Raw genomic sequence first — 14,197 nt, 5'->3', positions numbered from 1 at the left:
ACATGCTTCCGCCCCTAACGAATCACCCGTGGTTCTGGCTCTAAGGTAATTCCAAAGCTATCCTGTACCGAAGCAATAATCGTCTGGGCAAAATCCCACACCTCTATACCAGTGGCATTGCCATGATTCACCAAGACCAACGCATGTTTGGCGTAAGTGCCTGTATCACCGTCACGTTTACCCTTCCAGCCACATTGATCAATTAACCAACCCGCTGAGGTTTTCACTTGACCCTGTTGAGGCCACCCCGGTATATCAGGAAATTGCGTTTTGAGTGCCGCCCATTGCGCTGGTGTAATGAGTGGGTTTTTGAAAAAACTGCCTGCGTTACCAATTTCAGCAGGATCTGGCAATTTGCTTTGGCGGATGCTGATAATGGCATCGCTGATCAAACGCGCATTTAACATTTTGCCTGCTAACAGCTCTTTCACCCCTGAATAGTCGATTTTCCACTGTGGCTGACGCGGCAAACGGAATACTACTGCCACAATCAACCAACGATCCGGTTCTACCGATTTGAAATAGCTATCACGGTAAGTAAAACGGCACTCTTCAACATTAAAATCACGGATTTCTGCGGTGCGCCAGTCTAAAGCTTGTACTTCATATACATGATCTTTTAGCTCTACGCCATACGCACCAATATTCTGCATTGGTGCTGCGCCGACGGTTCCTGGAATCAACGATAAGTTTTCAAGCCCTGCAAAGCCTTGTGCGATAGTCCATTGCACAAATTCATGCCAGTTATTGCCTGCTCCCGCACGTACATAATGGTAATTCTCATCCTGTCCCAATACTTCCAAGGTTTCCAAGCGCACTTGCACGACTAAGCCCGGATAATCATTGACGAACAATATATTACTGCCGCCTCCCAGAAATAATAGCGGTAAATCAGGATGTTCCTGCTGCCAGGCCATCAAGGTGCGTACTCCACTCAGCTTGTGCAAGCTACAGAAATAACGGGCTTTAACAGCTAACCCGAAGGTATTGAGTGCTTTCAGGGAATAATTTTCGCGAATTTTCATGTAGCAATCGGTTGTCTTAAAGGTTCATAACGCAAAAAGGCCGGAACAAATCCGGCCTCTATCATACCTGAAAACAGCGTATCTTACTGTGCGCCAGCACCGCCGGACATCTGTTGCAGGTAAGCAACCAATACCTTGATTTCAGTATCAGACAGGTTACGACCGTCTTTACCGAACACAGGCATTTGACGCTTAACACCATTATGGATAACGGCTTTCACCGCTTCCAATTTAGCTTCAGGGGTTTCTGCGGCTGGCAGGTTAGCAATTGTCCAAACTTTATCAGTCAGGTTAGCAGAACCTTGTGCGTGCATACCTGTGCCTTCCTTTGTATGGCACATGTAGCAACCACCTGCTTGGCCTTGGAAGATTTTTTGACCTTCTGCGGCGGCGGCTGCATCTACTGCTGGCTCCCCAGACAGTGTTAACACGTAGTTAGCCACTTGATTGAGTTGCGTTTCATCAAAGGTTTTGCTGTAAGCAGGCATGTAACCCAAACGACCATGACGGATAGTATTTTCAATCGCCGTGGTGTCACCACCCCACAACCAATCATCATCCACCAAGTTAGGGAATTGACCGACCACACCTTGACCGCCAGACTGGTGGCAAGCGGCACAGTTATCACCGAACATGCCTACGCCGTAAGAACGCACGAAAGAAGACATATCAGGATCTTGTGCAATTTGCTCATAAGAAGCCGCGCCAACTTTAGCGAGGTATTCTTGCTGCTTGATCGCTTCTGCACCGTTTTGCATGTCATGCGCCAATAGTGCACGCATGTTCCAGTGGGTGGTTTTCTCTTCGCCCGCATCAGTCTTATAGGTAATATCGTTACCAATACCTTTTAAATAGGTATTACCAATCGGCCAAGAAGGGTACATAACCCAGTATAAAATGGTAAAAATGATCGTGCCGTAGAATGTCCACAACCACCAGCGTGGCAGGGGATTGTTAAATTCTTGTAACGAATCATCCCAAACGTGACCAGTCGTTTCTGCGCCGGTCAAAGGGTCTTTTACAGGAGTAGCCATAACTATTTCTCACCTTTTGATTGGGAAGCCGCCTCTGCTGCTTTGACACGTTTGTCTGCTTCATCCTCATCCATCAGCGGCATGTAGCGATAAGACTCAAGCCTTTCGCCACGTTTGCGGCTGGAATAAACGTAGATGACGATACCCACAAACGTCGTAAAAAAGATCAGCAACGCAACGGTCTTGCTGTTACCTAGATCCAAGATCCATGTCCAGAAGTCTGTCAGCATTTGATCCTCACCTTGTCAACAGAGGCCACTATCCAGTAGCACAGAAAATTAACGGAATTGAATGAAGTGGTCTTCATCAAACTTTTTAAAGTCAACCATCGTACCCAGCACTTGCAGGTAAGCAACCAAGGCATCCATCTCACTGATGTTGTTAGGATTACCGTCGTAGTTGCCTGCTTTAGCCTGTGCAATCAGATTAGCCTCTGCTTGATTGATGTCAAGTTTCTTAGCGACCTCTTCACCAAACTTCTTCACGTTATCTTCGTATTCAACTGTGGTTTGCGAGTAAGGCACACCTACCCGTTTCAACGCCACCATACGATCTTGAAGATCCGACAAATCCAAATCCGAGGTTTGCAACCAAGGATAGTTAGGCATAATGGATTCAGGCACGACTGAACGCGGTGCCATCAAATGCTGAACTTGCCATTCGTTGGAATATTTACCACCAACACGCGCCAAATCGGGGCCAGTACGCTTGGAACCCCATTGGAATGGGTGATCGTACTTGGACTCAGCAGCGAGTGAATAGTGACCATAGCGCAGGTCTTCATCACGGAACGGACGGATCATTTGTGAGTGGCAAGTGTAGCAACCTTCACGGACGTAAATGTCACGCCCACGTTGCTCTAACGGTGTGTAAGGACGCACAACTTCCAAACCGGTCGCGGGGTCTTTCACATCTTCCACAGTTTCATTGATGTAGTGCAATGGAACGATTTCCACCAGACCACCAATACTGATAGCAACCAGGGTCAGGACAATCAACAGTCCCGAATTGGTTTCGATACTTTCGTGTTTAAACATATCTCAACTCTCCCTGATTACGCTTTAGCAGCAGCAGTCGCAGGAACACCTTCTTCCTGTTTTGCACGCGAAATGGTCATGTAGATGTTATAAGCCATCAACAACATACCCGACAAGAAGAACAAGCCGCCTACCGCACGTGCTACCAATGGGCCATGCATGAACGCAACCGTTTCAACGAAGGTATAAGCCAAGTTGCCGTATTCATCAAACGCACGCAACATTAAACCTTGACCGATACCGGATACCCACAATGCAGTGATGTACAGGATAGTACCGATAGTCGCCAAGAAGAAATGCGTGTAAACCATTTGCATACTGTACAGCGTGGTGTTCCACAGACGCGGGATCATGTGATAGAACGACGCGATAGAGATCATTGCCACCCAACCCAGAGCGCCAGAGTGAACGTGACCTACTGTCCAGTCAGTGTAATGTGACAGCGCGTTAACACTCTTCAACGACATCATCGGGCCTTCAAAGGTAGACATACCATAGAAAGACAGCGCTGTAATCATGAACATCATGATAGGGTCAGTACGCAGTTTATCCCATGCACCTGAAAGGGTCATGATACCGTTGATCATACCACCCCACGATGGCATCAACAGCATGATGGAGAAGGTTGCTGCCAATGTGGAAGTCCAGTCAGGGATAGCCGTCCAGTGCAGGTGGTGAGTACCTACCCACATGTACATGAAGCTCAATGCCCAGAAGTGGATGATGGACAAACGGTAAGAGTAAACCGGACGACCTGCTTGCTTAGGCACAAAGTAGTACATCATCCCCAAGAATGCCGCTGTCAGGAAGAAACCCACCGCGTTGTGACCGTACCACCACTGCGTCATCGCATCTTGCGCACCAGAGAACAAGCTATAAGACGCCGCCGACGTCAAGCTAACAGGTACTGCCAAGTTGTTGAAAATGTGCAGCAATGCCGTTGCCAAGATGAACGACATATAGAACCAGTTAGCCACATAAATGTGAGGCTGGTTACGCTTCATCAAGGTGATAGTGAAGATCAGGAAGTAAACGACCCAAACCACAGTAATCGCAATATCAACGAACCAAACTGGCTCTGCGTATTCACGACCTTGAGTGTAACCTTGCAGGTACAACAAACCAGCCACTAAAACAGATAAGTTCCAGCCCCAGAAGGTAAAGTTAGGCCAGAAAGTGCCACCTGCCAGACGTGCTTGGCAAGTACGTTGTACTACATAGTAAGAAGTCGCAAACAGCGCATTACCACCGAAACCGAAGATAACACCACTGGTATGTAACGGACGCAAGCGTCCAAACGTGATCTGGGCAATATCGAAGTTCAGGAAAGGCCAAGCCAATTCTGACGCGATATACACACCGGCAGTCATGCCGAGGATACCCCAGATGATCGAAGCTATCGCGAATTTCTTCACGATATCATAGTTATATTGCTCTGAAGAGAGTGCAGCACTATGAGCCATCGTTTGCCCTCTGGATTAACAAGATTGAAAAAATTAAAACACTGTAATGTGCGGCAAGCATACAGTAAAAAACCGGATAAGAAAACGTTAATACTGTGTGAAAACACGCACTCTAGCAGGGCATGGTGCGTCTAATGCCCTCAAATTGACTTAGGTCAAGAAAGCATAAACCCCCAAATGATCACAACATTGAGAATAGCGATTGTCACCGCCGCCGACCCCATATCTTTCGCCCGACCGGAAAGTTTATGCCGCTCCATCCCAGTACGATCGACCACCGCTTCAACCGCAGAATTCAACAATTCTACGATCAGAAGCAGCAATATACTGCTCATCATTAACGCTTTTTCCACACCATTGTCGCCCAACCACAACGCCAACGGGAAAGCAATCGCCATAATCCACACTTCTTGCCGGAATGCCTCCTCGTGCTTGTAAGCGGCACGGAAACCTTGCCATGAATATTGCGCTGCTTTAATGATTCGGGTGAGTCCGGTGTTACCGCTGTAAGCCATGTGTGTTCCTTGTCGAAGAAACCCCTCCTAGCCTCCCCTTGTCAGGGGAGGAACAAGAGGGTGGTTAATTGAATAAATGGTTGAGTTGTTGGTAAATGTTTTTGCCTTGCGCGTCTTTTGCCAAGGCCAGCAGGAATAATCCGCCACTTGTTTGCGCCCACTGTTGACCAACCGCCGCTTTTTCGCGGGCATCGTCAGCGGTTTGCAGGTGTTCGCCTTTGTATTCCACCACCACAGTACGCCCGTCGTGGAGTTCGGCGATGAAATCGGGGTAGAAATAGCCGCGAGCAAGTGGCAAACGAAACGATGCGGCTTCGCGGTTGACCAGATTGCGTATCCAGTGCTTGACCTGCGGATGCTGGTCGATGGCTTGGGCACATCCAAATTCTTCGCCACTACTGCTCAGGTCTTCGATTACCGGGTAATAGTGTTTTGAAAACGTATATTTACCACGATAGAACGGCACTCGCGCTGGGTACAAATCTGGTTTGAATTCGTAGCGATAAGTCTCCGAAACACCTAACAAGCTGGAATCTTCAAACAGCCAGTGCTGGAAACCCCGCTCCGCCGCCTTGTTACGGCAAAACGCGATGCGGTCTTTAATGGCGCGTGCCAGCAGGAATTTGCTACGCACCAAGGCAGTGAGGGAAAAGCCGCGCACCTTGGTTAAATGCCCAACCAGTTGAACCAGCCAGCGGATCATCTCGCTTGGGCTAACATCGGCTTGGCGCACCTCCCGATCCAGCCAGCGCACCAACACGGTGTCGTCAATGTCGAGTTCGATCAGGTTGAGGTTCGGGGTTTCGCCCTGCTCTGCCAGTTTGTAGCTGACGTGACCGCCTTGCAGGAATACTTCAAACACGCGCCCGGATTCGCGGATTTCAAACTGCGGCAGTTCCACCGGGAAATCCAGCAATGACCAACCGCCTTGGGTGTAAAGGTAGGATTCGGGTTCTAGCAGGCGCAGTTGGTTTTCCTCGCGCACACACAGCAGGGGTAATGGGGCGAACACTTCGCCGCGCATTGCTGGGGCAAGTTGGGCTTTGACGCGCAGGTTGTGCTGTTCCACTTGTTGCTGGACTTGCGCCTTTTGCTTGCCGGTGAAGCCTTGCAGGATCAGCGTTGCGGTCGGTTCGTCGATCAAGCCCGTGACTTCGAGTTGTTCGCCGTTGTTGAGAGTGAATTCGCTGGATTCTTCGGCAATCGCAGGGCGTGATGACGGGTTTTCCGTGTTATCAAACAGGCTGTACTGGTTGCCGTGTTGCAGATGTTGGGGCAATTCCAGCGGGTCGAAACCCATGCTTTGCACCATTTTGTCGGTCAGTGCCGCAGCAGCTTTGGCAAAGTTGGAGGAAACCAGATGAGCGTAAGCGCGGTTCAGGGCTTCGTGCTGACGGCGTTGGGCATACGGCATCCGCAACACGCGCCCCAGCAATTGTTCCGCGTCTTTGCTGGATTTTACGTCTTTGACCGAGCAGAACACGTAGGCAAACGAGCAATCCCAGCCCTCTTTCAAGGCTTCCACGGTGATAATGTATTCAATCGGGCAGGCGGGGTTGAACAGGTCAATGCCGTCAAGTTCGCGCTGGTTGCCGGTGACGATGGCGATGTGCGGCGCGGCAATGCCGAGTTGTTCGATCAGGAAGGTTTTCAGCACTTCAAAAGTGACTTCACCGCTTTTGTTTTCGGCTTGAAACAAGGCAATCGGGCGCACCGGATCGCCGGATTTAATCGCTTCTTGCGCCAGTTGTTTGCGGGTCAACACTGCGTCACGCACCGCGCCTTCCCACTCGTGATGTTCGCTGAGCATGATCGGCAATTTGATCATATTGGCGGCTTTCAACTGCGAGGCGGAAACGTGATGCAGCACGTTGGAGGCGGATTCGCGGCTGGTATCCGGCGTGGCGGTCAGTTCCAGCACGCACGCGGGGTGGATGCGTTTGAGGGTGTCGAAGGTGAGTTTGGTGCGGGCGTTATGGGCTTCGTCCATGATCACCAGCGGCTGTTTGAGTGCCAGCAGGTTGGCGAAGGAATATTTGATGTTGCCAAGATTCGCAGCGGTCAAACCGTTGGGTTTGAGGTCGGCTTCGCTGACTTTTTCCAAGCGTGCGTCATGGGGGCTAATTCCGGCGAAATGCGGCTCGAAATCTTCGTGGTAGGCGTAGACCTTGCGTCCGCTGGTGTCTTCGACGCGCAGGGTGGCAAGTGTGCCGACCACGATGATGGCTTTGTTGCCGATGTCTTGCTTGCGGATGCGGGTTACGTCGCCGATGTCCAGCACCATTAAACGGTCTACACCGAATTCGTCTTCGAGCGCGGCGCGGTAGGGGTGTCCCGGTTTTTGCAGGGCTTCCAGCGTTTGTTCGCGGATGGTGTTGGTGGGCACTAGCCACAACACAATCGGGTAATCTTGTTCCAGATAGGCGCGTTTGGCGATGCCGACGGCGTAGGAAGCCAGCACGGTTTTGCCACCGCCCGTGGGCAGGCGCAGGCACACATACGGCACTTGCGCGAAACTGTGGTGCAAATACGGCAGTGGCTGGCGGTTCTGGCGTTGCTGAGCGCGGGTGAACGCCTCCTCCACGGGCATGAGGCGGGCTTCTTCGAGGAATTCACGCAGGATTTGCAGCGTTTCGTTTTGGTAGTTTTTTAGCTCGAACATTATCAGGCGGCTTTTTGCTCTATGATTTCACCCGTTGCAAATCCGGTATAAGGGCGTTTGTAAGGTACATGAAACGCCAGCACGATGTCCTGTTTTGGCACACCTAACTCAAGCAATTCATTGGCAATACCACCCTCTGTACCGTCATGTTGAATCCAGATTTGTCCATTGATAATGTCCACATGCAAGAGTGAACCGTGGTAACGCTGGTAATCATTCCAACCAACCATCATTAGTTGGTAACGGTCACGTTCGCTATCAAACAGCAACTCCATATCCACTTCACCGATGGAAGGTTTGTATTGCGCGTACTTTTCGAGCGTTTGCCGGACGTACTGGCGGTAAGTATTTAGTTTGTCCATTCGACGATTTCCTCCCGATCCGGTTTGAATACGATCAATTTTACCTGATTGCGTTGCAACGCCATTTGAGTAAATTGTAACTTGAAAAACGGAAACCGATAAACTGGCATCGTTGGAACGCGAATAACGGCTTTGCCAAACGACGTTGGCGATGAAGTTTTTGCGCCCGAAAATTTCGTCGAGCATGACTTTGAGGTAATGGCCTTCGTGGTCGTCGATGGACACCCACAAGCTGCCGTCTTCGGCGAGCAGGTCGCGCAGGAGTTCGAGGCGCGGGTACATCATCGACAGCCATTGGCTGTGTTCGAGGTTGTCGTCGCAATGCTCAAACGCGGAGCGCGTGTTGTACGGCGGGTCAATGTAGATGCACTTAATCCGCCCCGCATACAACGGCAACAACGCCTTAAGTGCTTCCAGATTATCGCCCTGAATCAGCAAATTAGGGTTCGGCGTTGCGCCATAACCCAACGCAGGGACGCATTCCAGCAAACGGTACGGCACATGCCGCGCCGTCTGGAGGGATGCGGGTTTATTCAGCCAATCAAGCAGCGGCATGGAATTCCTTGGTGAAGCAATCAATCATCTTCCCGCTCCAGTAGCTTATATGCCCTGTTCACAATCAGCTCCATCTTGCGCAGCATTTTATACAAGGCATCTTTATCAACGTTGTCAGCGGTAGCCTGTTCCGCCAAATCCAGACTCATTTTGACCAAACTAAAGACCGGAGAATACAACGCAGGGTACGCATCCCCTGCCTTTAACTGTTTAGCTTGCGCCTGAAGCACGCGGATTTCTGGCTGCCAATCTTTGATGGCTTGCTTCTTGGCTGGACGCGCCAACAAGGTAGCAGATGGCACGTCAAAACTGTCGATGATGCGATTATTCTGTTTGGCTTTGAGGTAAGCATCCTTGATATTACCGCTAATACCCCGACCAAAAGACACATTGTAGCCATGAAGTAACCCGTCATAGACGATCTTACCCTTGAATGGCAACAATACCGCTTTAACCAATGCGGGCAACTGCGCGGGATAGAACATCTCATCCAATGCTTCGTACAGTCCTTGTACGCCATACACTGCCTCGGTCTGATAAGAAACAAAAATGGTGTGCTTCTTCAGAAACCGTTCAATATAAAAATCACCCTGCAAAAAGCCCTTCCACTGACTAACAATAGCCAACTCTTCTGTAGTAAAGCCGCTGGGATTTTCCGTCACAAACTTGTCGATCAAATGGGAATTATCGTAAACCGCCTGCCTGATAACCGATTTATCCTCAAGACTGCAATCATCCTTATAACGCGCCACATCACTGAGTTCCGGGCATATCCCCAGTTCCTGCTTGACGTAGAACTGCAACGTCCACATCAGCTTGAAAAACAGGTCGGCCTCTTCCGTGGATAATTTCATGGTGTTTTCCTTCAAGGGTTTAGTGCAAACAACATTTCTTGTACTTCTTGCCGCTACCACACGGGCAAGGGTCATTGCGCCCTGCTTTAGGAGCGGTATGCACCAATGGCGGCGGTGTCGTCACCCTCTCTCCGCGCCCCAATCGGTAAATCTTCCGCACCAATCCATTCAAATACCGTTCTTGAAATATCGCTTCAGCGATAGGTATACCCCAAGTATGCAGTTCATTATCTGCCGTATCCTCAAGCACATCCAACAATGGTGCGACACCGGGAACATCCATCAGCGGAGAATAACCAACCTGGCTTCCCACTACAAACCCACGACACCAACCGTCGAACTCTGTGATTTTCTCCCCTTCGACTTCCCCTTTGGTAAAAGGAATGACGAAATAATCCATCCGTTGCAATTCCTCCATCACCGAATTATACAACGGCATGATCAACGCCAAAAACACCTGAAGGCTCTGCGTATCCGACCACTCTGGTGTAAGTTCTTCACCACCCCAGATTTCAGGCAGCCATTCCGAAGGTCGAATAGGCTCAGGCGCACACCCTATTGCCGTAAAAAAGCCATGCAATTCGGTCAATGATTCAAGCGAAGCCTCACCACCGTAAAAGTTGAGAAATTGCCCAATCCGCTCGTCCCACTCCTCAAGACTCATATCCTTCGCCACAGGTTCAAGCGATGGCGGCGGGAACGACTCATCCTTAACCCATCCATAATCCGACCGGGGTGTATCACGTTGTTCACGTATCCCCAAATCCATTTCCACATCTTCCAGATCGCCATGAAAACTTATATCGACTTTGTTGCGGGCGTAGGCTTCCCGAATAACCTCGATAGCTTCGACCGCTTTCATCTCCACCAAGCCACTGACGAGGCTGCTATTCACCCACTCATCATCGTCCGTACCCGCCTGCAAACTGCTGGCGAACACCGCCATCACCTGTTCACGCCTCCCGACATCACACCTAACCAATTCGATCAAGGCATCCACTGCGATGCTTCTGGCATACTCGGCATTAGCCGCATCGAGGATAAAGGCTTGCAACGGCTCGATAGCCACGCCTCCCGCTGCGGCAATAACCTTAGGTAATTCAACACTTGCCCAATCATCTTCCGCCAAGGGGTTCAGCGTCAGCAATAATTCGTGTAACCCGGCGGGCATCAACGGCTGCAACGCCCGCCAAGCATGAAGGGGAATCCATACGTCATCACCGTCGGGATCCAACAAGCTAACATCACCCACCAACGCCGCCAACGCAGGCGCATCCGCCACTGTGAAACCACACCCTGAATAATCAGGCCACGGTTGTCTGGGATCTTGATCACCGAATACTGCCAACTTATCGAGAATGGTTTGTCTATCCATAGCCATTTCATCAACCTCCTGTTACGGCATACAACACTTCTTATACTTCTTGCCACTCCCGCACGGACAAGGCTCATTGCGCCCAATCTTCGGCTCGGCACGAATCACCTGCTCCACCAACGGCGCATCATCCTCGTCCTCATCATCCGCGTCGTCCTCTTCCACCTTATAACTAGGGCGTGGCGTATCACGCTTAGTACGCAAGCCCATGCCCAGCTCCACATCTTCCAAATCACCGCTGACCGTCCAGTCAACCTGATCTTCCGCAAACGCCACCCGAATCGCAGGCATCGCCTCCACCGCCCGCAACGCCACCAACTCCGCCACGATCAACCCGCGCAAACCATAATCCCGCGCTGCCGAATGCTGCAAGGCATACACCAAGCGTTCGATCACCGGCTTACGCAACTTACTGTGACGCTTACCGGTTTCCACCAAACACTGCAACGCCAGCGGAATCGCGAATTCATCGTTACGCTTATCCAACACATAATCCAACAACGGATCCAGTGCCGCATCACAAGCCGCTGCCACGACCATTGGAATTTCATCCACCGCCCAATCGTCTTCCGCCACCACATCGAAAATGCCGATCAGCTCATGCAAACCCGCAGGCATCAAATGCAGCAATGCCCGCCAGGAATGCAGCGGAACCCAATAATCCGCGCCATCGCTTTCCACAAAACTGTTATCTGCCACCAACTCCACCAGCGTCGGCGCATCCGCCGCCGTTAACCCGTAACCCGAATAATCGCGCCAAGGGCGGTTATCAGTTGGCTCGCCCAATACCGCAAAAATCTTCACAATGCGTTGCTTATCCACATCAAATCCTTTTCTTGTTTGCCAGCAAAATCCCAGCAGCTACCAATATCATCCCGATTGCATGGTAAAACTGCAAGCGTTCCCCCAACAACAACGTTGCCAACAAAATTCCAAACACCGGCATCAAATGGCTGAACTGCCCGGTACGGTTCACCCCCAGCTTTTGCGTCGCATGATTCCAAAACATATACGACAACAATGACGGAAACACCGCCACATACGCAACACTCGCCACGCTCACCGCCGTGAATGGCATAGTTTGAAACGTCACACTTTCATACACATACAACGGCAAAATCACCAGTGCCCCCAAACTCACCGTAAACCCCAGAATCGGCAAGCCCTTCAAGCCATCCGGCAACTTGCGCAGCAGCACGGTATACAACGACCAATCCAACGTCGCCAACACAATCCACATATCGCCGCGATTAAATGCCAACTGCTGCAACACCTGCCAATCCGCCTTGGTAATAATCACCAACACGCCCACCAACGAAACGCCAATTCCCAGCCATTGCGCCAACGTACTCTTTTCATGCAGCACCAACCCCGCCAACAAAATCATCGTGATCGGCGTGACCGATTGCAGCAATACCCCATTGGTCGCCGTCGTCGTTTGCAAGCCGACATACACCAAACTATTGAACCCCGCGATCCCCAACACCGCCAACGCCAGCACCAAACGCCAATGCTCACGCGCCACCGGCAACGCCGCCCGCATCGAACCCCACGCAAACGGCAACAAAATCAACGCCGCCACCGCCCAACGCCAAAACGACAAGCCCAACGGCGGCACATCCGCATGGATAGCCCGCGCCAAATTAAAATTACCTGCCCAGAACAGAATCGTCAGTACCAGCAGCAGATAAGGAGAAAACCTATCAAGAAATGAATGTTGCATCGCCGCAGTATAGTCGATGGTCTATTTTCAATTCCTCAAAGATTTCGCTAAAATTAATTTTCTGTTGGAAATACGCTACAGTAGTACCTCATTACCACAAGGTCAGAAGATTCAGTGAACACTGCCACAGCCCTAAACCCTGCGTTGCTTCAGCAACTGAAGGACATTCTACCGGAAGAATCCATTCTCACCGCGAAGGAAGATCTGCACCCTTATGAGTGTGATGGTTTAACGGCTTACCGGCATTTGCCTCTTGCTGTGGTATTACCCACTACGACCGAACAAGTGCAACTGATCCTCAAAACGTGCTCGCGCTTAAAAGTACCCGTTGTGGCACGCGGTGCTGGCACAGGTTTATCGGGAGGTGCTTTGCCCCATGAAGGTGGAATTGTCCTCAGCCTTGCGCGTTTCAAGCAAATTCTAAACATCGACACCGCCAACCTGCACGCCCGTGTGCAACCGGGGGTGCGCAACCTCGCCATCAGCCAAGCCGTGGATCACTTAGGGCTGTTCTACGCCCCCGACCCCTCGTCACAAATTGCCTGCTCGATTGGCGGAAATGTGGCGGAAAATTCCGGCGGGGTGCATTGCCTGAAATACGGTTTGACGGTACACAATATTCTCGAAATCAAACTCGTCACCATTGACGGCGAACTCATGACCATCGGCAATGACCGCCAAGACACCCCCGGCTACGATTTACTGGCATTACTAACCGGTTCGGAAGGCATGTTGGGCGTGGTGGTCGAAGTGCTAGTGAAACTCACCGTCAAACCCGATACGGTGCAAGTGTTAATGGCAGATTTCGCGGCGGTGAATGATGCCGGTGATGCGGTAGCCGCGATTATCAGCAAAGGCATTATCCCGGCTGGGTTGGAGATGATGGATAACCCCGCGATTCGTGCCGCCGAAGATTTCATCCACGCAGGCTACCCGATTGATGCGAACGCCATTTTGCTGTGTGAACTCGATGGCACCGAAGATGAAGTCAGTGAACAAGTCGCCCGCGTCAGTGCCATTCTAAAAAATCACCGCGCAGGCACGATTCACATTGCCAAAACCGCTACCGAACGCGCCCGTTTGTGGGCGGGGCGCAAAGCCGCATTCCCCGCTGTTGGGCGTATCTCTCCGGATTATTACTGCATGGATGGCACGATTCCCCGCAAACATCTAGCGCATGTATTGCACAAAATTAATGACTATTCGCAGCAATACGGCTTAGGGGTTGCGAATGTGTTCCACGCGGGTGATGGCAATTTACATCCCTTGATTCTGTACGATGCCAATCGCGCTGGTGAATTGGAAAAAGCCGAACGTTTCGGTGCCGATATTCTGGAATTATGTGTTAAAGTGGGTGGCTCTATTACGGGCGAACACGGCGTTGGGCATGAAAAGCTGGACTCGATGTGTGTGCAATTTGGCGAAGCAGAACTTGAGGTATTCCACGCTGTCAAACGTGCGTTCGACCCTGACGAACTACTAAACCCCGGAAAAGCTGTCCCTGCCCTGCACCGTTGCGCAGAACTGGGTGCAATGCATGTCCATCACGGGCAGCTTTCCCATCCTGAACTGCCAAGATTTTGATTCGGGCC

The 14,197-nt window shown here is 51.0% G+C and carries 13 protein-coding genes and 1 pseudogene; 1 reads left to right on the top strand and 13 read right to left on the bottom strand.

Annotated elements, in window-relative coordinates:
- Nucleotides 1-14 precede the first annotated feature (14 nt).
- The 13 genes and pseudogenes from murB to QJT81_07880 form a co-directional block, all read right to left on the bottom strand.
- Nucleotides 15-1,025 carry a UDP-N-acetylmuramate dehydrogenase gene (gene murB, locus QJT81_07940; protein ID WGZ95901.1) on the bottom strand — a complete coding sequence of 337 codons (1,011 nt, stop codon included), beginning with the start codon at nucleotides 1,023-1,025 and terminating at the stop codon, nucleotides 15-17.
- 83 nt (nucleotides 1,026-1,108) lie between these two features.
- Complete coding sequence (ccoP, locus tag QJT81_07935; protein WGZ95900.1) at nucleotides 1,109-2,059, bottom strand: cytochrome-c oxidase, cbb3-type subunit III; 951 nt, start codon at nucleotides 2,057-2,059, stop codon at nucleotides 1,109-1,111.
- Nucleotides 2,060-2,061: 2 nt separating this feature from the next.
- Entirely contained in the window at nucleotides 2,062-2,289 is a 228-nt protein-coding gene (locus QJT81_07930) for a cbb3-type cytochrome c oxidase subunit 3 (GenBank protein ID WGZ95899.1), read from the bottom strand.
- 48 nt (nucleotides 2,290-2,337) lie between these two features.
- A complete protein-coding gene (gene ccoO, locus QJT81_07925) occupies nucleotides 2,338-3,096 on the bottom strand; it encodes a cytochrome-c oxidase, cbb3-type subunit II (protein WGZ95898.1) in 759 nt (252 codons plus the stop codon).
- 17 nt (nucleotides 3,097-3,113) lie between these two features.
- Complete coding sequence (gene ccoN, locus QJT81_07920) at nucleotides 3,114-4,559, bottom strand: cytochrome-c oxidase, cbb3-type subunit I (protein WGZ95897.1); 1,446 nt, start codon at nucleotides 4,557-4,559, stop codon at nucleotides 3,114-3,116.
- Between the two features lie 155 nt (nucleotides 4,560-4,714).
- Nucleotides 4,715-5,074: a diacylglycerol kinase gene (locus QJT81_07915; protein ID WGZ95896.1), complete on the bottom strand. Its 360-nt coding sequence runs from the start codon at nucleotides 5,072-5,074 to the stop codon at nucleotides 4,715-4,717.
- A gap of 64 nt (nucleotides 5,075-5,138) precedes the next feature.
- Entirely contained in the window at nucleotides 5,139-7,736 is a 2,598-nt protein-coding gene (locus QJT81_07910; GenBank protein WGZ95895.1) for a DEAD/DEAH box helicase family protein, read from the bottom strand.
- A gap of 2 nt (nucleotides 7,737-7,738) precedes the next feature.
- Nucleotides 7,739-8,098, bottom strand: a complete 360-nt coding sequence (locus QJT81_07905; protein ID WGZ96458.1) for a XisI protein — start codon at nucleotides 8,096-8,098, stop codon at nucleotides 7,739-7,741.
- An 81-nt stretch (nucleotides 8,099-8,179) separates the two neighbouring features.
- Nucleotides 8,180-8,653 (bottom strand): annotated as a pseudogene (locus QJT81_07900) (site-specific DNA-methyltransferase).
- Nucleotides 8,654-8,673: 20 nt separating this feature from the next.
- A complete protein-coding gene (locus QJT81_07895) occupies nucleotides 8,674-9,507 on the bottom strand; it encodes a hypothetical protein (GenBank protein WGZ95894.1) in 834 nt (277 codons plus the stop codon).
- Nucleotides 9,508-9,526: 19 nt separating this feature from the next.
- Nucleotides 9,527-10,888, bottom strand: coding sequence for a UPF0149 family protein (locus QJT81_07890; protein ID WGZ95893.1), 1,362 nt, complete (start codon nucleotides 10,886-10,888; stop codon nucleotides 9,527-9,529).
- Nucleotides 10,889-10,903: 15 nt separating this feature from the next.
- Nucleotides 10,904-11,704: an SEC-C metal-binding domain-containing protein gene (locus QJT81_07885; protein WGZ95892.1), complete on the bottom strand. Its 801-nt coding sequence runs from the start codon at nucleotides 11,702-11,704 to the stop codon at nucleotides 10,904-10,906.
- Nucleotide 11,705: 1 nt separating this feature from the next.
- On the bottom strand, nucleotides 11,706-12,605 hold the full coding sequence (locus tag QJT81_07880; protein ID WGZ95891.1) for a DMT family transporter: 900 nt from the start codon (nucleotides 12,603-12,605) through the stop codon (nucleotides 11,706-11,708).
- Nucleotides 12,606-12,719: 114 nt separating this feature from the next.
- On the opposite strand from QJT81_07880, the gene QJT81_07875 reads away from it, so the two are divergent.
- The gene (locus QJT81_07875) at nucleotides 12,720-14,189 is read left to right on the top strand and encodes an FAD-linked oxidase C-terminal domain-containing protein (GenBank protein WGZ95890.1); all 1,470 of its coding nucleotides are present in this window, start codon (nucleotides 12,720-12,722) and stop codon (nucleotides 14,187-14,189) included.
- Nucleotides 14,190-14,197 lie beyond the last annotated feature (8 nt).

It is taken from the genome of Candidatus Thiothrix putei (assembly GCA_029972225.1).
Taxonomy (GTDB): Bacteria; Pseudomonadota; Gammaproteobacteria; order Thiotrichales; family Thiotrichaceae; genus Thiothrix; species Thiothrix putei.
The sequence above is the reverse complement of the archived record's forward strand: the minus strand, read 5'-3'. Positions and strand labels throughout refer to the sequence as shown.